Genomic DNA, 18,809 nt, shown 5'->3' on the forward strand with positions numbered 1-18,809 from the left:
AAAGTAACAACTCTTTCCACTTCTACAAGCTTTTAAATACCTTTTTTTAATACTTCCTTAACTTTAATTTCTAACTCACTGAATTCCTGTTTTTTGTGAGTGAAAGTTTTTTGCCTTTTCACAGGTGGTTTTAGGAAGGAAGTGCGGGTTTAAGGCTGGTTTGTGAGGGTTATCCGTTTTGTACGGGTTTTACTTTTGCGGAATATCCCCTGGATAGGGCTGTTTTGTCGCTTTTGCTTCGTTTTTTACTCTTATATATAAGGAGAGTCTTTCGCGTTGTTTACCAATTTGGACTGGTTTTTACTCAAAGCCCCGATGGAAGCGGCATACCCTGCCCCTTTCGGCAGGGAGAAAGCGAACAGCGGGAAAGAACTTTATCAATAAAACGCGGAGATCACTGCTAATATATAATAGGTACTAATAAAAAAGCCCGAAGGGATGCTTCGGACTATTAGTTATATGGTATAGTATTATTTGATTAATCGAAACGAAGTGCTTTAACTGGTGAAATTTTTGTAATAATATATGACGGGATAAGCAGCAACGTTACACATACTATTATTGTACCCACATTTATAATGAGTATTGCAGGAATATCTATGGTTACTGGTGCAACGGTTACATAATAATTTTCTGGTGGCAGCTTGATGACTCCAAAATACTTTTGTATTAACAGCAATCCGATACTTATAGCATTACCCCAAAGAAGTCCTTTTATAATAAGGTAAGCTGCATTGTATAAAAATATTTTGCGAACGCTCCAGTTTGTAGCACCTAATGCTTTTAGCATACCAACCATTTGGGTACGTTCCAATATAAGTACCAATAATGCCACTACCATATTTATAGTGGCCACAATTACCATGATCACAATAATAACAAGAATATTAAAGTCGAACAATTTTAACCATTCGAAGATATTGAAATACTTCATCTCTATAGTTTCGCTGTTTAACGTAGATGGTATTGCTTTATAGATCTCTTCTCCTTTTTCTTTTATCTTACTAAAATCGTCAATAAAAACCTCGAAGCTTCCTACCTGATCAGGTTTCCATTTATTGATACGCTGTACATGACGGATATCTCCTATTAGATAAGTGGCATCGAATTCCTGAAAACCGGAATTATAAATACCCACCAGTTCAAACCTTCTTAAATTTGGCATACCATTACCTTCTTCTTTCATAAAAAAGGTATTGAACTTATCCCCTACTTTTAGCTGAAGCCTGTTTGCCAGATATTCTGAAAGCATGACTTCATTGTTGAGATTTTGTTTCAAATTTGGTTTTCTTCCCGATACGATATACTCTTCAAGTACATCCCATTTGTATTCTTTACCCACTCCTTTAAACACAATACCCTCGAAAGCATCTTCTGTACGAATAATTCCCGCTTTAGATGCTACTGCCTGCACATGTTCTATACCCTCTACATTTTTAAATGTTGGATAAAAATCCTGATGTATGGATATGGGCTCGACACTGACCTCTGATTGGTTGTCGTCATAATTGGAGATTATCACATGCCCATTGAACGCTGATACTTTTTCTCGTATCTTATCCTGCAGTCCAACACCTGTTGCTACAGCAATTACCATCATGATAATCCCTATAGCTATAGCGATGATTGCAATTTTTATAATTGGTGCAGATATACTACTTTTATGGTCCTTTGCAGTAACCAGCCTACGGGCTATGAAATATTCTAAATTCAAGTGCTTATGGTATCTTATTCGTTTTTCAAAAATACAGTTTTATTCTCATTTATATTTATCGCGGGCTGCGGAAATTCTGTAAAGCCGGAAAAGACTATTCTGACCCCAGCTATCGCAGACAATAGACCACTTATTGAAGATACACTGAAGAATAAAACAGCTATTGATGACAAAATAAAAACCGGTGCCGAAAACTTTAAAAACTACGCTCATTTATTAAGAGACAAAAAAGTAGGGGTTATTACCAACCAAACAGGTATCGTTACACTTGAAGGAACAGGCAAAACAATATCTCTGGTTGATTTTTTATTGGACAAAAAAATAAACATTACAAAAATATATGCTCCCGAACATGGCTTTCGTGGTACAGCAGATGCCGGCGAGCTTATTAAAGATGGCAAAGACACTAAAACTGGTATTCCTATTATCTCATTATACGGGAATAATAAAAAACCGAAACCTGAACAACTTGCAGGAATTGATATTCTTGTTTTTGATTTACAGGATGTAGGCGCCCGTTTTTTTACTTATATCTCATCCTTACATTATATAATAGAGGCATGTGCCGAAAATAACGTTCCGCTTATTGTTCTGGATAGACCAAATCCTAATGGTGGCATTGTTGACGGTCCTATTTTAGAAAAAGGGAATACAAGCTTTATAGGTATGCACCCGATACCTACGCTTCATGGAATGACGATAGGCGAATATGCTCAAATGATTAATGGTGAAAAATGGACAACGAATGATACTCCTTGCAAGCTAACTGTAATTACGTGTTCTAATTACAACAGGAATATGCCTTACAGCCTGCCGATAAAACCGTCGCCAAACCTACCTAATGACCAGGCTATAAACCTTTATGCCAGCCTTTGTTTTTTTGAAGGAACTAATGTGAGCATGGGAAGAGGGACCAATAAGCAATTCCAAATTTACGGTTCTCCTTATTTGCCAAAAGCAAAATTTGATTTTTCTTTTACTCCGGGACCAAACGTAGGAGCCAAAGACCCAACCTATAATGGCATTGAATGTTATGGTGAAGATCTTTCGAAAGCAGAAAAAGTTAACCGTATTGAATTGAAATGGCTGTTAAAAGCCTACGCTAATACGGAAGATAAATCTAAATTCTTCATTCCGTTTTTTACCAAGCTTGCAGGAACTCCTAAATTACAGCAGCAGATAGAAAGCGGAAAAACGGAAGCAGAAATTCGTAAAAGCTGGGAACCAGACATTGCCAAGTTTAAAGGTATGAGAAAGAAATACCTTATTTATGCTGAGTAAGCTTAGGCTTCTTTCTTAATGTTTTGACAAAGTGTTTCGGGTTATCAATAGTGTTTTGTACTTTTCGGTTATAGTAATCGTAAAAAATAAAGCCATGAATATTCCAGAAAAAATTGACAACATTATACAATATATCGTCCAGTTTATAGAAAAGATGAAAGGCTATGTTGAAGCCATTATCGAGTTCTTTGCTCACCTAAAAGACCGCATAGAAAATCTATTGGAATATATTGATGAAAAGATACAAGGCATAAGCAGTGTTGTGGAAGAATTAAGAAACCACAATAAAGAAGAAATTGCTGCTTAAACTTTTGGGCCTTCCTGCTGGGAAGGCTTTTTCTTTGAAATTCCTTTTACAGTTTTTACCAGCGCCCTGTTTGCATAATACAATAAAGCTACTACGATAAAAACAGGTATCGTAAGAAACCCAATTTCGGCAATTTTACCTACCCAGGTAGTTGTAATTACACTGCTGTTTATAAAAAAAAGTCCTATTGCTATTACTACAGACACTATTAACAGCATAAAAAATCTACTGATCTTTTTCATAAAATATGTTTAATTTATTTCCTGCCCAAATTGCAGTAAATAACCATTGTTATCATAAATGGCAAACTCGCGCATACCATACTCAAAAGTTTCAATTTCGTAACAAACCTTACAACTGTCTTTCCATTGTTCCCACAAAGCATCAACATTATCTGTAGAAATATATAAAGAGCCTGTAAAAGCGGGTTCGCTAAAAGGTATATGTTCGTTAGGATAAGCTGCCATAATTTCTACATTGTCTTTTTTCAAAGACGCCCAACCCCAGCTTTCTTCAAAAGCAGCACATTCAAAGCCCAAAACTGTAGTATAAAAAGCTACCGTCTCGCTTAACTGCTTTGTATAGATGATAGGTTTAAGTGTGATGAACTGTGCCATACCTTAATTTTTGTGTAAAACTAAACAATTTTCTTTTTCATTTCTTCAACTATATTATATGCAGCCGGGCATATGGCAACATTTTTTAGTGTAAGATCTGTTATCTGCTGGAACTTCTTTCTGTCAGTATGCGGAAACTCACGACAGGCTTTTGGCCTAACGTCATATATCATGCAGTAATTTTCATTATCCAGAAACGTACACGGCACGCTCTGTAGCACATAATCCCTGTCTTCGTCAATGCGAAGGTATTTTTCTATAAACTGCTGTGGTTTTTGACGCATGTGTTTTGCTATACGTTCTATATCAGCCAAAGTAAACAGAGGACCAGTCGTTTTACAACAATTTGCGCAGGTAAGGCAGTCGGTCTTTTTAAATTCTTTATCATGCAGTTCCTGCATAACATAATCCAGGTTTTTTGGCGGCTTCTTTTTAAGCTTATCAAAAAACTTTTTGTTTTCGTTATGCTTATCTTTGGCAAGCTTTGGAAGTAACTTTAAAAACTTATCCATCACGCAGTACATTTATCAATCATCAGGCAAAAGTATAAAAAAATGAAAGACCTTTTTGGAAAAGCAATACTCGACTATCAAACCGGCAATAATCCGGAGAATTTAATTACTGAAACCTCTATATCTGAAGAAGATGAAATGAGTGTAGCCTACCTTTTCAGGGAGTATGCCGAAATGCCGAAAATGGAGCAAAAGGCTTTACAGCTTGCCAAAGGCAGGGTACTGGATGTGGGATGCGGCGCAGGCAGCCATAGCTTGTACCTTCAAAACGAACGCCAGCTGGATGTTACTGCTGTAGACATTTCGCCAAGTGCTGTAGAAGCCTGTAAGCTGAGAGGTATTAAAAGAGCAGTAGCGATGGATGTTATGCAAATAAAAAATGAAAAATTCGATACCATACTGCTTTTAATGAATGGCGCCGGAATGTGTGGCAAACTATCCAAAATGAGTCCGTTCCTTCTAAAACTAAAGTCTCTTTTGAATGAAGGAGGACAGATTCTATTAGATTCGTCAGACATTATCTATATGTTCGATGAAGATGAAGATGGCGGTAAGTGGATACCATCTGACACAGAATATTATGGCGAGGTATTTTTCAATATCTCCTATAAAGGCGAAAGCGAAGAACCTTTTGACTGGATGTATATTGACTACAACACATTGCAAAATGCGGCACATGCCAATGAAATGCAATGTGAACTTGTTTTAGAAGGTGAGCATTATGATTATTTAGCAAAACTTTCTATATAATAAATAAAAATCCCGCCAATGGCGGGATTTCTTATATAAAAGAGCGTTATATAACTACTCCATGTATTTCATCATGATAGACTGAAGACCCATTCCCCATTCCTGACCTACTACTTGTCCTTTTTCGAATAGTACACCAGTTTTTGCTGCTGCTTTCTTTCCTACCGGAGTTTCATAGTACTTGATCATTGCTTTAATATCGTCATGTGTAAACTCAGTCATGTAAAGATCTGCCATTTTACCGATCAGTTCCTGAATAGATACATCAAGATCTTTTTTAAATGCTGCTTGCTTGTCTGCTGGAGCATTTTTAACGATATCTTTTGTCATCATTTCAAAAGTCGAAGCTGTTCCACTTATGTTAAGAAATTTAACTGCATCTGCTTTAAAAGCTGCATCCTGTGCCATCCCCATTTGTGCAACCAGCATAAAAGCTACTGCTACTAATAATTTTTTCATTGTAATAATTTTTGGTTAACTTGTAATTTAAAGGAGTAAATATAATTAGTATTCTTTAAATATTTATAATGATTATGGAATATTAAGATACTTATGTGTTTGTAATGATACTCTCCATTTAGGATTTTGCATTACATAGTCTACAATAAGCGGTGTCATCTCTTCTTTCTTACTCCATTCGGGCTGTAAAAACAATATGGCATTATCGTTTACTTTTTCCGCCTGCTCTTCCGCAAATATAAAATCGTGCTTGTTATGAATAATCATTTTTAGCTCGTGCGCATGCGCATATACTTCTTCTGTTGGAAGTTTTGTCTTCTTTGGAGAAAGACATATCCAATCCCAGGTTCCTGAAAGCGGATAAGCTCCTGAAGTTTCAATATGTACATTCAGATTTTCCTCTTTTAACTTATTAGTAAGCGGATCCATATTCCAGGTAAGAGGTTCCCCTCCCGTAATTACAATCGTTTTTGCATACTTTTTAGCATTCGCCACGATAGTATCTGCACTTGTAGGCGGATGCAGTTCTGCATTCCAGCTCTCTTTAACATCACACCAATGGCAGCCTACATCGCATCCGCCTACGCGAATGAAATATGCTGCAGTACCTGTATGGTAGCCTTCACCTTGTATGGTATAAAACTCCTCCATCAGTGGCAGCATCTCTCCTTTTTCTACTTCTATCTGTATTTCCTTCTTCAACATTTTATCTCAAAATAGGGCGCAAAGATACGCATTAATCCCTTAAATATAAGCTAATAAAAAACCGACGGCAGTGCCATCGGTTTTTTATTATTCTTAAAAGATAAGATTATTTTAATCTTTTCAATTCGTTTTTAACATACTCGTCATTTGGATCAAGAGCAAGCGTTTTATTAAAATATTCAATAGCTTTTGCCTTGTTAATTACAGCATAGTAAGCACCCGCATTAGAGTAAGCATCAATTAAATTCTTTTTCTGTTTCGCAATCTCTGCATCACCTTTAGCTGTAACAAGCTCAATATACTTATCATATGCTTCAGCCATTGTTTTTAATGACTCCGCAGACTGGATGTACCTGTTTATTTTAGCTTTATATAAATAAGCATCTAATGCATCAGGAGACATTTCGATTAACTTCGTTAAAGCAGCATCTGCTTTTTTAAGGTTTTCAATGTTCCCTTTTTGAGCTTCAGGTGATTTATTCACGTGATCAAAATACACTGAATATGCATAGAAGAAGCTATCAAGAGCCATGTTTCTGTCTTCAGGATTTGTAATAGCTACTCCAAATACTACAGATGCAGGACCATATAATTTTTGTTTGAATAATTTCTGACCTACTGCATTAAATTCGTTCGTAATAGCGATGTCTGTTTCAGCAGCTTTTTTGATGTTGTTTATGGCAGCATCAAATGTTGCCTGATCTTTTATTACCGTGTTACCTTTTTCATCCTGACCTACACTTGATGCAAGGTTAGCAAGACCTAAGTAAAGGTAATCTCTTGCAATAATACGTTTAGGATCTGCTTTTGCAATCCATTCGTTCATTGCTTTAGAACTCGCCTCATATTTACCATTCTCGTAAGAAGCATAAGCAAGGTAACGAAGTATCCTTGGATTAACTTTATCCATTTGCTGCATCTTTAAAGCCTCAGCTTCAAGTGCTTTATAGTCGTCAGTTAATAAAAGGAAATCAGCATGTCTCATACGTGAATTAAGTGAATAATCCGTTAACGACATGTATTTCTCATAGTATCCTAATGCTTTAGTATTGTACTCTGATTTTTTTGCAGGATTTGTTACACCCCAGATATAGTATGTTTCAGCAAGTTCTCTGTAAACCGGTCCGTAGTTAGGATTTGCAGCAATTACAGCATCAAATGCTTTTATTGCTTCCGGGAAAGCTGCTCTTGTATTTTTTGTAATAACACCTAATTGCAGTTTAGCTCTCAACAAAGTATTGTCAAGTTCATAAGCAATACGGTATTCTTTATATGCTTCATTTTGGTTTCTGTCACCATAGTAAGCATCACCAAGGCTAAGATGTGCCTGTGCGGATTTTTGATCTTTTGCTACTGCTTTATTGAGTACAGCAATTGCTTTTTTATAATCCGGCTTCTCTGCATTAATGTAAGCACGGCCAATGTATATAAGCTGCTCAATATCTTTTTTCTTAAGATCTTTTTCTACTGCATCAAATTTTGCCTGAGCAGCAGCAATATTACCATCGTTAAGATCGATATGACCTAAACCAATAGTATTGTATTCGGCATTATTTTTTACAGCTTTCCCTTTATTAAAATAAATAGCTGCAGAATCTTCTTCTGTTTGTTTAAGGTAGATGTCTCCTAAAAGGAAATAATTCTTACCCTCATCCGGCGATGATGCCAATAATGATTTTAAAATTGTTTTTGCTTTTTGGTATTGTTCGGCATCAATTGCTTTTTTGGCTTCGTTTACATCCTGAGCAGATGCAACACCAAAAAACAATAATGATAAACCTAAAAACTTTAATTCTTTCATTTCTATTTTTTTTAATTCTACTTGTACTAATTTATAGTTCTTTGCGAACTTCTATTTCTCTTGAAGGTATGGTTACCGGCAGCAGCCCTGATTTTAAAATTATACGCTGTCCTTCCGGAGAGCTAATGTAAATTGCAAAACCCGTGCCTAGGCCATCACCGCCACGATAATTTAACACATACAATTTTCTTGTTAATGGGTATAATCCTGTAGCTATATTACTTTGGGTAGGTTTATAATACTTTTTCTGCCCTTTGTCAATTTTAACATTATCCACAGCTAAAACGGTAATATTGTCTACATATTTCATCAACGAAACTGGGGGTTGTACCAACCAGTTCACACCAACAATACCTATTGCTCCAGGAGTATCATGAACATACTTGATAACTTCCTCATTCGTTTTTAATGAATATACGTTTTGCGAAGGTACTTGTTTAACCCCTGCTAATTTTAAAAGATACTGTACAGTACTTGAATTTCCATTATCAAAAACAAGTTTTTGTACTTTATCTGATGTATTCCCTTTAAGCACTTTTAAAACGTCTTCAAGATTAACAACAGTATCTTTAGCTGTTTTGTTTGTAATAAATGCAATAGCATCTGTTGCAAACGGTGTAACTTCAGGCTTAATTCCTAATTTCTCAAAATGAGATTCTTCCTGAGCTGTTAACAACCTTGGCAAAACCACTACAGAAGCAGAGTCCTGCAATAATGCATTTATAATTTCATTTTCAGTCATGTTAACCTGAGTAACGTGTGACCTACTGTAAACACTATGAAATACAGCCAGTACATCTTCCACAATCGGTTGCACGGTATTGTCTACCAGCACCTTCGTTTTCCCTGCAATTAGTGTTTCGTTAACCGCTTTCCCATCCGGAGTAGTTTTATCTCCTTTACAGGAAAAAAACATTCCTATAACAAAGATACAAAGCAGGATGGTCCTTTTGAAATAATTCATATATTATGCTTTAATATTTATGGTAATTGAAAAGGTATATAATGACCTTACGGCTTTATTTTTCTTTATTCCGGAAGACCATTTTTTCTCAACTTTGCTCAAAACTCTTATAGCTTCTTTTCCCATTTGAAAACCAGGGTCTTTAAGAATTTCAAAATTACTCATAGATCCATCAATTTCAATAATAAACGACACTGGTATTACGAAGTTGCCACCACCTTCTATTTCGGGAATCCTAAAATTGGTATTTACACATTTATAGAAAGCAGCAATACCTCCCGGGAATTCAGGTTTTGTGTCGAGTTTAGATTCTTTATAAACTTTACCATCGTACTTTTCAGGTGGTGTCGATACTTCCTGAGCATTTGTCAATAACGGAAATAAAGCAACTAATACAAATAGTATCTTTTTCATAGCGATATTTATCTGTTTTGCCACAGCCTTATAAACCTAAAAAAAGAATAGGCAATAAGTAATGTTCCCATGGCTAATCTTCCATTATAACTAAGCGTCAATGGTATCTGATCCCAGAATATTATCGTTAATCCTAATATAAAATACATTAGGAAAAACACTATACCTAAAACAAACAGAAATCGCTGTATAGGCGATTTCTGTATTGGTTCTTGAGATTGTTTTCTTGAAAGCATCTCTTTATGTACTAAGACTTAATGTTGATAGTAATAGGAAGTGTGTAAGAAGCTCTTACAGGTTTACCGTTTTGAATACCCGGAGACCATTTTGTTTTAAGCGATTTTAATACACGCTCTGCTTCTTTTCCTAATCCGTAACCCGGATCTCTTAAAATCTTAATTGCTGTAAGACTTCCATCTCTTTCTACAACGAAAGATACGTGGATCTTAGCGGTAAGATTCTGATCTAATTCCGGAATTCTAAAGCTGTTATTAACATACTTGTAGAAAGCTGCGATACCACCAGGGAACTCAGGCTGAACCTGAAGACCTGCAGAAGTATATACAGTATTATCCGGAGCTTCTACTCCTTTATCAAGATCTCCTGACGGTTTACCAATATTGATATCACCAGTAGGACTTGCTTCTGCATTTCTTGAACTTGGATCAGCTTCTTTAAACTGCTCTTGTTTCGGTGGATCATCCGGCACTTCTTCTTTCTTAGCTGCTTCAAGCGGCTTAAGCTTTACTTCCTCAACAATAGACTTAGGCGCCTGTTGCTGCTCTACCACCGGTGGTGGTGGTGGAAGCGGCTCCTCGTCTGGCGGTGGCGGAAGATCGATCACTTCAATGATCTTATCTACATTTTCTTCTTTTTCTTTTGATGCAATACCTTCTACCATTTCGTAGATTTTAGGTGATGCTACAAGAAAAACGAATAACGCTGCGCCAATGATAAGTGCCTTTATAGTAGTCTTAGGATTTTCAGAACGAAGCTGGTAAGCTCCATAGTTCTTGTTACGGCCTTCAAAGACCATATCAATCCATTCTCTATTAAATATATTCAGTTTTGACATAATTATAGTTTTTATATTAAATAAGATGGATTAGTATAATCCAGTCTTAGTTAACAAGTCAATTTCTCCAGGCGTAATATCACCAATAGCATACAGCTGCGGATGTGTAATTGCCATTTCGTCTAATATATCCACAAGGTTACGGTAGTTAGCCTTATCACTTGCTTTAATATTTACAATAAGCCCTTCACCATCTTTAAAGCCATCTCTTTTAGCGATAGCCTTACCATACTCAATTTGTTTAAGCAGGTCTTTTCTTATGCCATTTTTACCATATACCGCTTCTGTAGGCGGTATTATTGGCGTCTCAAACTTACCCATATACCAAAGGATCTTATTATCCTTACCGATAAGAATGGTCATCATTCGCTCTTCAGGGATTTTTGTCGTAGGAGTATCGTCCTTTGCTTTATCCGGCATTGCAAGCGGCATCGACTGCGGCTTTGACAACGTAGTGGTAAGCATGAAGAAAGTAATCAAAAGGAATGCCAAATCTACCATCGCTGTTAAATCTACTCCCGGGTTCGATTTCTTACTTCTTACCTTGCCGCCGCCTTTTTTGCCCTCGCCGGTATTTAATTCTGCCATTTTATATTATTTTATAAAATTAAAAATTTTTGTCTCTTAAACCGGTCACAAGGAAGAACCTGTTTTTCTTTTGCTCCTGAAGAATATCAATTATTCTTTTGATAGTAGTATAATCTTCTTTAGCATCACCTTTTATAGCGATATCAAGATCTTTGTATACTACATCTTTTTCTCCATTAGCAATTTTCTCGTCAAGTACTTCTTTTTCAGCTTCCCTTGCAAATTTAACCCAATTGGTTAATTCATTGTTTATAGAGTCATAAGGTATACCTTTTTGAACACCTTCTTTATTTCTTTCTTCAGCATTAAGTTTCAACAAGCCTTTAAGCTGGTTCAACGGAACACCGAAACCTTCCATAGTAGAAAACGTTTTATATTCGTCTTCAGTGAAAGCTACTTTGTACTGTGCAGAAATACGCTCAAGCGTTTTCTTTCTCACATCTGCGCCCGGTATAGTAAAGAACACTTCTTTATCTCCAACAGTGATTGTAGCAACACCTTCTTCAGGCAGCTTTTCAAGTACTGTAGAAGCAGGTGCATCTACCGGTTTAGGCTCAGGCTGTTTTGCAGTAGCAGTCATAATAAAGAATGAAAGCAAAAGGAATGCCACGTCGCACATTGCGGTCATGTCTATCCTGGTGCTCTTCTTTGATATTTTAACTTTAGCCATTATTGATTTTTATTAGCTTATGATAACCTGAAAGTGTATTTTGAGAAATACACTTTCAAACTTCATATATTATTATACTTCTATCTACTGATTATGCATTGTTGGCACGAGACCTGAAACGTCTGTACGTTTGTACAATCGTGAAACCAGCCTCATCAATAGAGTAAGTAAGCTTGTCAATTTTAGACGTAAATAAGTTATAAGCGATAATTGCAACTGTAGAAGTTCCAATACCTGTAGCAGTGTTGATAAGTGCTTCAGAGATACCATTTGCAAGCTGAGCAGAGTCAGGAGTAGTTCCAGCTCCAAGAGCAGAGAACGCCTTGATCATACCTGTTACCGTACCTAGAAGACCCATAAGTGTACCAACAGATACAAGTGTAGATATAACAACAAGGTTTTTCTCAAGCATTGGCATTTCTAATGAAGTAGCCTGCTCAATTTCCTGCTGGATAGCAGCTTCAGCTCTTTCACTGTCAAAACCTTCTCTTTTAACCTCTTCATATTTTAATAAACCAGCTCTAACAACGTTAGCTACAGTACCTTGCTGTTTATCGCACTCTACTATTGCTTCGTTGATGTTACCAGTACTGATTTGTCCTTGTACTTTTCTTAAGAAAGACTCTACGTCTCCTTTACCTGATGCTTTGCTGATAACAAAGAAACGCTCAAATGAGAATACGATAGACATAAGTAAAAGTCCCATTAACACAGGTACCACATACCCTCCTTTATAAACCATTCCAAGATAGTTTCCTACTACTGGGTGCCCGGCTTCGGCCCCTTTCTCAATCATTTCCTTTGCATTTTGAAAATTGGAAGAAGCTCCCATGATGAACTTCCATACAAGGAATCCTACGATTAAACATGCTACGATAGCTAATCCTGCGAATACGTTAGACCCTTTAGAATCACCTTTTTTTTCAACATTCTGAATAGATGCGTTTGCCATTTTTTTTAAAAATTAAGTTTCTGATTTTTTAATAATAGTTTCTTATTGTTAAAATTTCTTTTGTATAAGAGTCGCAAATTTATACCATTAAGGCATAAAAAAAAATAAAATGATTTCTTTTATCAATTCTTAACATTAATTTATTGCAATCATAAACTACAGGAAATCCCTCATTTAAAGATTTTGCTTATACAATATCCATTTTTTTAAACTCAAAACTATAATTTTTTGTAAATTATTTGATTTTAATATAGATTACGTATAAATAACATAAAACAGCAACATTTATTGTGCAGGCATTCCAAATTATTTTATGTTGTGGTTTTTAGCCTTATTTTTTTAATAAACATTAATAAACCGCAACCAGTTGCAGTAATTTCGTACAGAGAAAACGTTTATATGTTCAAAAAATCATTTTAACGCTATGAAAGCAATAACGACCATAGGACTTCTTGTATTGTCAAATATATTTATGACGCTTGCGTGGTACGGCCATTTAAAGTTTAAAGACTTAAAATGGTTTGAAAACCTGGGATTAATATCCATTATACTCATCAGCTGGGGATTAGCTCTATTTGAATACTTTTTTCAGGTTCCGGCAAATAAAATAGGGTTTAAAGAAAATGGAGGACCTTTTACACTAATGCAGTTAAAAGTAATACAGGAAGTTATTACACTTATTGTATTTACCATTTTCTCGCTTCTGTTCTTTAAGAACGAAACGTTTAAATGGAACCATGCTGTTGGGTTCTCATTTTTAGTACTTGCTGTTTATTTTATCTTTAAGAAATAAACAGCAAGCATTATATATATTATTAAGGTGTATCGAGCAGCTCCAGTATTTTATTATCTACTTCGGCGCTATCCCATTTTTTATCGATGTCATGCATAAGCATTACCTCGTCCATGATAGCTTTTTGACGGTCGCCAATAGCCAGCGCTTCAGAATAAGGCCTATAACTAAAGGTTACTCTACTATATAAAGGAAGCCATTTTTCAGGATACTTTTCAGAGAAGCGCTTTTCGATCTTCTTTTGCAGTAAAAATTTGGCATCGGCTGTTTTAGACCTCATTTCCATAAAATTGCGATACGACAGCTCTGCTATGGCATCGGCATTTGGCTTACGGCTTTTTTCATATTCTTTAAATATGGTTTTCCAGTCGTCGCCATACTCACCCATTAATTGGTTAAGTATTGTTATATCTTCAAAGCCTGCGTTCATACCATGACCATAAAAAGGTACAATAGCATGGCTGGCATCTCCTATTAGTGCAACTTTATCTTCATACGTCCATGGGTAACATTTCATGGTAACCAGTGTACTGGTAGGATTTTTAAAGAAATCTTCAACCAACATAGGTATTACATCGACTGTAGAAGGAAAATATTCAGCAAAAAATGCTTTAAGAGTATCTTTATCTTTTAATGACTCGAAAGAGTTCTCTCCTTCAAACGGCATAAATAAGGTACAGGTAAAACTACCATCAAGATTAGGCAGTGCTATAAGCATGAAATCCTGACGCGGCCATATATGAAGGGAGTTTTTATCCAGCTTATGAGTTCCATCCGGATTTGCCGGAATATTTAACTCCTTATATCCTGTATTCAAGAACTCCTGAGAATAATTAAACATGTTTTGGCGCTGCATTCTGTGGCGTATTCTTGAAAAAGCACCATCTGCCCCAAAAACCATATCATAACCTCTATCATCCCATGCGCCCTGTTCTGTTTCTCCTGTGTGCAGTGTCGCATCAGCAAGTGTTACATCCCAAACCTTGGTTTCAAAAAAGAACTCCACACCTTCGGCTTCAGCCAAAGAAACCATTTTGCGGTTAAGCAGTCCTCTTGATATCGAATAGATACTCTCCCCTTCATTGCCATAAGGCTGATAGTTGAGCGGCTGCCCAACAAGGTGGATTGCCCTTTTATCCATCGGTATCGCCATTTCGCGAATTTCTTCTGACAGGCCCATATCATCCAGAGCACGCCAACCACGATGTGACATGGCGAGATTTATTGATCTTCCGGAAAATTGAATGGTTCTGATGTCAGGACTACGATCATATACATGAACCGAGTGCCCTGCTCTTTTGAGGTATATCGCGAGTAGTGATCCGACTAGACCGGAACCAACAACTGCAATTTTTAAGGGAGTTTGCATGAAAATTGTTCTATAAACAGTACAAAAATACTTAATTAATATACAGCTAGCCCTGATTTTAGCTATTTATTTAACGACCTGTTTTATTAAGAAAATTTTGGGTATTAAAGGATTCTTAATTAATTAACACACTTGCTCTTAAAGAAGTAATTTTAACTCACTAACTATTTAAAAATTTACATTATGAGAGATTTAGTCTGGTTAATCGTCGTTATACTACTTATTGGATGGCTAGTAGGATATTTTGGTTTTGGTGAATCTGTAGGTGCTTTAATTCATATCCTATTAGTATTAGCAATTATAGGAATCCTATATAGACTTGCTGTAGGCAGGAGACCCTAGCTTAAAAGCACTATTGAAACTACCCAAAAACAAAACCCTTAATATTAAGGGTTTTTTTATTTAACAGTGCTAATTTTTTCCGTACTTTGTTTAAAGGTGTATCAGTTTATCGAGGCATCTAGAAGTACCCTTCTGGTGCATTTGTAAAATAAACAACTCCTAAAATTACTGTTGGTTAATTTAGCACTTTACATTATGGCTTTTGAATATATAGAAATTGAAAGAGTCGAAAAACTCACAAAAAAAGAATTTATAGAGAATTATTACAAGCCTCAAAAACCTGTAGTTATTACAAACCAAATTGATGACTGGCCCGCTTTTACTAAATGGAATTTTGATTTTTTAAGGGAAGTTGCCGGAGATAAAACTGTTCCATTATATGACAGCCGGAAAACAGATTATACGAAAAAGGTAAATGAACCCGATTTCACCATGACAATGTCTGAATACATTGACATCTTAGAAAAAGGCCCTACCGACCTGCGTATTTTTCTTTATAACCTAATGAAAGATGTACCTTCAATGAAAAACGACATGAAATGGCCGGACCTGGGACTTCGATTACTCAAAAACTTACCGTTAGTATTCTTTGGCGGTCAGGAGGCAAAAGTGTTCATGCACTATGACATTGATTTCCCTAATATCTTCCATTTTCATTTTGAAGGAAAAAAGCAATGTGTACTGGTAGATCCTAAAGAAACAAAGTACATGTATCGTCTTCCCTATTCATGGATATGCAATGAAGACATTAATTTTGATGATCCTGATTTTGAAAAATTCCCTGCCCTAAAAATGGTTAAACCTTACATTACCAACTTACAGCACGGTGAGATGCTTTATATGCCCGAAGGATGGTGGCATTATATGAAGTACTTAACACCCGGTTTTTCATTAAGTCTTCGTTCTTTGGCCGGAAGACCTTCAAATTTAATTAAAGGTTTTGCAAACGTAGCCATTATACGCTATTATGATAACTGGATGCGAAAGCGCAAAGGCCAGGCTTGGTTAGATTATAAGGATGAAGAATCCATCCGAAGAACAAACGCCTTACTTAAAAAATAAAAAAGAAGCGCATCTTTACGGGTGCGCTTCTTTTTTATCAAAAATCTATTTTTTCTTTGCTTTAGCCTTCTTTTTTGCTTTGGCTTTTTTCTTTGCTTTCTCTTTCTTTTTAGCTTTCGCCTTATCTTTTGCTTTTTGTTTTTTCTCTTTATCTTTCTTTTTAGCCTTTGCTTTTTTTGCTTTCTCCTTATCCTTTTTCTCTTTTAGCTTGGCTTTTTTCTTATCCTTTTCTTTTTTTGCTTTTTCTTTGTCCTTCATCTTTTTAGTTTTCTTTTGGTTAGTTTTTAAATCTCCTTCAACTCCAATCTCAGTCCCCTCAGTTTTAATTCCTTTAGGTTCTTTAATCTCAGTCACTTCTTTAGCAGGTGCTTTTGCCGTTTCTGCTGGTTTCTTTACTGCTGGTTGTGCAGGTTTAGCTGCTACAGGCTTTGCTGTAGTAGTTTTTGCAGCAGCAGTTCTGGAAGGACTCGGTTTTGCAGCCGTGGTTGTTGCGCTGGCCGGTTTTGCTGTTGTTCCTGCTGCAGGTCGTGGCTTGCGTACAGGTGGTTTAGGTTTCTCTGCCGGTTTTTCAACAGGGGCAGTATCATTTAAAACTTGTTTTTCTATTTCTTTACTGCCGGCCTGACCTTCAGAAGTCGGTTCTGGAGTTTTCTTAATAGGTTCTGTCATACTAATTTTAATTAATTTATAGAATGGTCTTTAATTGCGGAACTACACTAACCCTACTTCACTGTTTCTAAATAGTTAACTGATTGTAAAGTTATTATTAGTAAAAATACATTATTAAAGAATGCGCCAATGTTAAGTTTTTCTATATAAAAATAAGTCGTAATAAATCCTGCTGAGAAACAACGGTGATTCTAAACAAAAAAAATCCAAATAATAATAAGTAGTGCCTTATTACTATCTGGATTAATACAAATATAAAACTAATAATAATGATACTATCGAAGCTGCTGTTTAACGCTATTAATTTTTATCATGAAAAAAACACAATAACAACAGTTCGATAGCTCAGTTAACACAAAAAATAAAAACTGATTCTTAAATCTAAAATGAATTAGTTTTTAATGATCTTCTTAGTTATTGCACCTTTATCAGATTGGATGTTCATCATGTAGATACCTGTAGTCAGGTCAGAAATAGTAACTTTAACCGAAGACTCACCATTTAATTTTACAGTCTTTACAGTACGTCCGTTCATATCAACAATACTAATATCCTGCATTAAGGCATTAACGGTATTATCAATGTTCAATATATCGTTTGCAGGGTTAGGGTATACTGAGAAACTGTTTGCTGCAAAATCTTCTTTACCTGTAGTACCGCCAACCGCTTTTACAACAATATTATCAAAATGCATAGTTGCCGAAGCAGCATTTATTGCACCGGTTCTACTACCTGCAAAACTTACAACGTCTACTTCATCCGGATCTAGTCCAGCAGCACTACCAGGAACAACATTACCTGCTGCAGGAAGTCCCGGTGCTATAATTTTCATTTCTCCGGTTGTTTTATTAAAAGATATTTTTATTTTGCTCCATTGGTCAGCCGGCAATTTAACCGGATCGGCCTGCGTTCCAAATGTATAATTATAGTTACCCACCGGTTGTCCTGTAGGTGTAGAGTATCCAACAATAGATAGTACTTTTGTTGACGCCTTAACTGATACTCCAACTAAAACTTTTGTAGCATCAGCATTATATACATATACTCCAAAATCGTTAACGCTTGTCGTTGCTCCACCCGGATTGATCTCAAATTCAATTTCTATCGTGTTATTTCCTGCAGTTCTTCCTATCCATGCTGTTGGTAAAGCATCTTTTTTATATAAAAACCTGCCGCCTTTATCTCCGTCCGGTCCATCTATTTTTAGGGTTTTAAGATTTGCTCCTCCTGTACTAACGATTTGGGCATTAGAAACATTTGCATTTGTACTTGTAGTAGGAGCTGCACCATTTGCCGATACTAAATAAAGTAACCCCTGTCCTGCTGCTGTACCGGCAATGTCTGTGGTAACATTACCTACTGTTAGATCATTAAAATTGAATGCCTGTAGCTCTTGAGCATTTGCCGTTATAAAGCAAGATGCAAAAACAGCTGATAGTAAAAATTTTTTCATAGTAATAAAGTATTTGTTATTAAAAAACATGTGTTTGATCTTCCTTATATTACAATACCGCTAAACACATGTTTATGCTACATAATACAACTGGATCTTAATTAATTTATAAATACAAAGATGATGGAGTAACAGCACATGTAAAAGGTTCATAAAATGCTTAAAGTGGTCGAAAAAAAGCATTTAAATAAATTTTCTAAATCATGTTTCCTGAAGTATTCTCAAAAAGAAAATTGAATTATTAAATACTATAATTACGCAACACCCCGGTCATTATAAAAATGATCCGGGGTGTTGCGTAATTTAACTTTA

22 protein-coding genes are annotated in these 18,809 nt (G+C 35.9%); 6 read left to right on the forward strand and 16 right to left on the reverse strand.

The genetic code is table 11. The features are described from left to right. Positions 1-478: 478 nt before the first annotated feature. Positions 479-1,714: an ABC transporter permease gene (locus EPI11_RS15095; RefSeq protein ID WP_128390819.1), complete on the reverse strand. Its 1,236-nt coding sequence runs from the start codon at positions 1,712-1,714 to the stop codon at positions 479-481. A 6-nt stretch (positions 1,715-1,720) separates the two neighbouring features. Here EPI11_RS15095 and EPI11_RS15100 point away from each other — a divergent pair, with 6 nt between their 5' ends. Then, positions 1,721-2,995 (forward strand): exo-beta-N-acetylmuramidase NamZ family protein, encoded by a 1,275-nt coding sequence (locus tag EPI11_RS15100; RefSeq protein WP_128390820.1) that lies wholly within the window; start codon positions 1,721-1,723, stop codon positions 2,993-2,995. Between the two features lie 94 nt (positions 2,996-3,089). Next, on the forward strand, positions 3,090-3,302 hold the full coding sequence (locus EPI11_RS15105) for a hypothetical protein (protein WP_128390821.1): 213 nt from the start codon (positions 3,090-3,092) through the stop codon (positions 3,300-3,302). Here EPI11_RS15105 and EPI11_RS15110 read toward each other — a convergent pair. Genes EPI11_RS15110 through EPI11_RS15120 form a run of 3 tightly spaced genes read right to left on the reverse strand, consistent with a single transcriptional unit; the run spans position 3,299 to position 4,431 of the window. Further along, positions 3,299-3,544, reverse strand: a complete 246-nt coding sequence (locus tag EPI11_RS15110) for a hypothetical protein (protein WP_128390822.1) — start codon at positions 3,542-3,544, stop codon at positions 3,299-3,301. The two genes, EPI11_RS15105 and EPI11_RS15110, sit on opposite strands and share 4 nt — an antisense overlap. Positions 3,545-3,553: 9 nt before the next feature. Continuing rightward, positions 3,554-3,919 carry a VOC family protein gene (locus tag EPI11_RS15115; protein ID WP_128390823.1) on the reverse strand — a complete coding sequence of 122 codons (366 nt, stop codon included), beginning with the start codon at positions 3,917-3,919 and terminating at the stop codon, positions 3,554-3,556. Positions 3,920-3,939: 20 nt separating this feature from the next. Further along, entirely contained in the window at positions 3,940-4,431 is a 492-nt protein-coding gene (locus tag EPI11_RS15120; RefSeq protein ID WP_128390824.1) for a YkgJ family cysteine cluster protein, read from the reverse strand. A gap of 42 nt (positions 4,432-4,473) precedes the next feature. Here EPI11_RS15120 and EPI11_RS15125 point away from each other — a divergent pair, with 42 nt between their 5' ends. Then, positions 4,474-5,181 carry a class I SAM-dependent methyltransferase gene (locus EPI11_RS15125; RefSeq protein ID WP_128390825.1) on the forward strand — a complete coding sequence of 236 codons (708 nt, stop codon included), beginning with the start codon at positions 4,474-4,476 and terminating at the stop codon, positions 5,179-5,181. Between the two features lie 54 nt (positions 5,182-5,235). On the opposite strand, the gene EPI11_RS15130 is transcribed toward EPI11_RS15125, so the two are convergent. From EPI11_RS15130 to EPI11_RS15175, 9 genes are all read right to left on the reverse strand, one after another. Continuing rightward, positions 5,236-5,640, reverse strand: a complete 405-nt coding sequence (locus EPI11_RS15130) for a DUF2059 domain-containing protein (RefSeq protein ID WP_128390826.1) — start codon at positions 5,638-5,640, stop codon at positions 5,236-5,238. Between the two features lie 72 nt (positions 5,641-5,712). Further along, a complete protein-coding gene (locus tag EPI11_RS15135) occupies positions 5,713-6,345 on the reverse strand; it encodes a 7-carboxy-7-deazaguanine synthase QueE (RefSeq protein WP_128390827.1) in 633 nt (210 codons plus the stop codon). A 106-nt stretch (positions 6,346-6,451) separates the two neighbouring features. Beyond that, positions 6,452-8,146, reverse strand: coding sequence for a tetratricopeptide repeat protein (locus EPI11_RS15140; protein WP_128390828.1), 1,695 nt, complete (start codon positions 8,144-8,146; stop codon positions 6,452-6,454). A gap of 31 nt (positions 8,147-8,177) precedes the next feature. Further along, positions 8,178-9,110 carry a PstS family phosphate ABC transporter substrate-binding protein gene (locus EPI11_RS15145; protein WP_128390829.1) on the reverse strand — a complete coding sequence of 311 codons (933 nt, stop codon included), beginning with the start codon at positions 9,108-9,110 and terminating at the stop codon, positions 8,178-8,180. Between the two features lie 3 nt (positions 9,111-9,113). Continuing rightward, positions 9,114-9,524, reverse strand: coding sequence for an energy transducer TonB (locus EPI11_RS15150; RefSeq protein WP_128390830.1), 411 nt, complete (start codon positions 9,522-9,524; stop codon positions 9,114-9,116). Between the two features lie 247 nt (positions 9,525-9,771). Then, the gene (locus tag EPI11_RS15160; RefSeq protein ID WP_128390832.1) at positions 9,772-10,599 is read right to left on the reverse strand and encodes an energy transducer TonB; all 828 of its coding nucleotides are present in this window, start codon (positions 10,597-10,599) and stop codon (positions 9,772-9,774) included. Between the two features lie 30 nt (positions 10,600-10,629). Beyond that, positions 10,630-11,187, reverse strand: a complete 558-nt coding sequence (locus EPI11_RS15165; RefSeq protein ID WP_128390833.1) for an ExbD/TolR family protein — start codon at positions 11,185-11,187, stop codon at positions 10,630-10,632. A gap of 19 nt (positions 11,188-11,206) precedes the next feature. Beyond that, positions 11,207-11,857 carry an ExbD/TolR family protein gene (locus EPI11_RS15170; protein WP_128390834.1) on the reverse strand — a complete coding sequence of 217 codons (651 nt, stop codon included), beginning with the start codon at positions 11,855-11,857 and terminating at the stop codon, positions 11,207-11,209. 91 nt (positions 11,858-11,948) lie between these two features. Next, positions 11,949-12,809 (reverse strand): MotA/TolQ/ExbB proton channel family protein, encoded by an 861-nt coding sequence (locus EPI11_RS15175; RefSeq protein ID WP_128390835.1) that lies wholly within the window; start codon positions 12,807-12,809, stop codon positions 11,949-11,951. 424 nt (positions 12,810-13,233) lie between these two features. Between EPI11_RS15175 and EPI11_RS15180 the strand changes: the two genes are divergently transcribed. Next, positions 13,234-13,602 (forward strand): DMT family protein, encoded by a 369-nt coding sequence (locus EPI11_RS15180; protein WP_128390836.1) that lies wholly within the window; start codon positions 13,234-13,236, stop codon positions 13,600-13,602. A gap of 22 nt (positions 13,603-13,624) precedes the next feature. Here the strand turns inward: EPI11_RS15180 and EPI11_RS15185 are convergent, their stop codons facing one another. Continuing rightward, positions 13,625-14,971, reverse strand: a complete 1,347-nt coding sequence (locus tag EPI11_RS15185) for an FAD-dependent oxidoreductase (RefSeq protein WP_128390837.1) — start codon at positions 14,969-14,971, stop codon at positions 13,625-13,627. Positions 14,972-15,154: 183 nt separating this feature from the next. Here EPI11_RS15185 and EPI11_RS15190 point away from each other — a divergent pair, with 183 nt between their 5' ends. Then, positions 15,155-15,313 (forward strand): lmo0937 family membrane protein, encoded by a 159-nt coding sequence (locus EPI11_RS15190; RefSeq protein ID WP_128390838.1) that lies wholly within the window; start codon positions 15,155-15,157, stop codon positions 15,311-15,313. A 195-nt stretch (positions 15,314-15,508) separates the two neighbouring features. Next, entirely contained in the window at positions 15,509-16,375 is an 867-nt protein-coding gene (locus EPI11_RS15195; protein ID WP_128390839.1) for a cupin-like domain-containing protein, read from the forward strand. Between the two features lie 45 nt (positions 16,376-16,420). Here EPI11_RS15195 and EPI11_RS19010 read toward each other — a convergent pair whose 3' ends face one another. Together EPI11_RS19010 and EPI11_RS15210 are read right to left on the reverse strand one after the other, a co-directional pair. Next, on the reverse strand, positions 16,421-17,044 hold the full coding sequence (locus EPI11_RS19010; protein WP_164879184.1) for a hypothetical protein: 624 nt from the start codon (positions 17,042-17,044) through the stop codon (positions 16,421-16,423). Between the two features lie 391 nt (positions 17,045-17,435). Further along, on the reverse strand, positions 17,436-18,497 hold the full coding sequence (locus EPI11_RS15210) for a T9SS type A sorting domain-containing protein (protein ID WP_164879185.1): 1,062 nt from the start codon (positions 18,495-18,497) through the stop codon (positions 17,436-17,438). Positions 18,498-18,809 lie beyond the last annotated feature (312 nt).

Source organism: Flavobacterium cerinum (genome assembly GCF_004028155.1).
GTDB classification, from domain to species: domain Bacteria; phylum Bacteroidota; class Bacteroidia; order Flavobacteriales; family Flavobacteriaceae; genus Flavobacterium; species Flavobacterium cerinum.

Excerpts from the sequence above, each read along its gene's own strand:
- EPI11_RS15100 (WP_128390820.1), top strand. The coding sequence starts at position 1,721 with ATGGTATCTTATTCGTTTTTCAAAAATACAGTTTTATTCTCATTTATA.
- EPI11_RS15105 (WP_128390821.1), top strand. The coding sequence starts at position 3,090 with ATGAATATTCCAGAAAAAATTGACAACATTATACAATATATCGTCCAG.
- EPI11_RS15110 (WP_128390822.1), bottom strand. The coding sequence starts at position 3,544 with ATGAAAAAGATCAGTAGATTTTTTATGCTGTTAATAGTGTCTGTAGTA.
- EPI11_RS15115 (WP_128390823.1), bottom strand. The coding sequence starts at position 3,919 with ATGGCACAGTTCATCACACTTAAACCTATCATCTATACAAAGCAGTTA.
- EPI11_RS15120 (WP_128390824.1), bottom strand. The coding sequence starts at position 4,431 with ATGGATAAGTTTTTAAAGTTACTTCCAAAGCTTGCCAAAGATAAGCAT.
- EPI11_RS15125 (WP_128390825.1), top strand. The coding sequence starts at position 4,474 with ATGAAAGACCTTTTTGGAAAAGCAATACTCGACTATCAAACCGGCAAT.
- EPI11_RS15130 (WP_128390826.1), bottom strand. The coding sequence starts at position 5,640 with ATGAAAAAATTATTAGTAGCAGTAGCTTTTATGCTGGTTGCACAAATG.
- EPI11_RS15135 (WP_128390827.1), bottom strand. The coding sequence starts at position 6,345 with ATGTTGAAGAAGGAAATACAGATAGAAGTAGAAAAAGGAGAGATGCTG.
- EPI11_RS15140 (WP_128390828.1), bottom strand. The coding sequence starts at position 8,146 with ATGAAAGAATTAAAGTTTTTAGGTTTATCATTATTGTTTTTTGGTGTT.
- EPI11_RS15145 (WP_128390829.1), bottom strand. The coding sequence starts at position 9,110 with ATGAATTATTTCAAAAGGACCATCCTGCTTTGTATCTTTGTTATAGGA.
- EPI11_RS15150 (WP_128390830.1), bottom strand. The coding sequence starts at position 9,524 with ATGAAAAAGATACTATTTGTATTAGTTGCTTTATTTCCGTTATTGACA.
- EPI11_RS15160 (WP_128390832.1), bottom strand. The coding sequence starts at position 10,599 with ATGTCAAAACTGAATATATTTAATAGAGAATGGATTGATATGGTCTTT.
- EPI11_RS15165 (WP_128390833.1), bottom strand. The coding sequence starts at position 11,187 with ATGGCAGAATTAAATACCGGCGAGGGCAAAAAAGGCGGCGGCAAGGTA.
- EPI11_RS15170 (WP_128390834.1), bottom strand. The coding sequence starts at position 11,857 with ATGGCTAAAGTTAAAATATCAAAGAAGAGCACCAGGATAGACATGACC.
- EPI11_RS15175 (WP_128390835.1), bottom strand. The coding sequence starts at position 12,809 with ATGGCAAACGCATCTATTCAGAATGTTGAAAAAAAAGGTGATTCTAAA.
- EPI11_RS15180 (WP_128390836.1), top strand. The coding sequence starts at position 13,234 with ATGAAAGCAATAACGACCATAGGACTTCTTGTATTGTCAAATATATTT.
- EPI11_RS15185 (WP_128390837.1), bottom strand. The coding sequence starts at position 14,971 with ATGCAAACTCCCTTAAAAATTGCAGTTGTTGGTTCCGGTCTAGTCGGA.
- EPI11_RS15190 (WP_128390838.1), top strand. The coding sequence starts at position 15,155 with ATGAGAGATTTAGTCTGGTTAATCGTCGTTATACTACTTATTGGATGG.
- EPI11_RS15195 (WP_128390839.1), top strand. The coding sequence starts at position 15,509 with ATGGCTTTTGAATATATAGAAATTGAAAGAGTCGAAAAACTCACAAAA.
- EPI11_RS19010 (WP_164879184.1), bottom strand. The coding sequence starts at position 17,044 with ATGACAGAACCTATTAAGAAAACTCCAGAACCGACTTCTGAAGGTCAG.
- EPI11_RS15210 (WP_164879185.1), bottom strand. The coding sequence starts at position 18,497 with ATGAAAAAATTTTTACTATCAGCTGTTTTTGCATCTTGCTTTATAACG.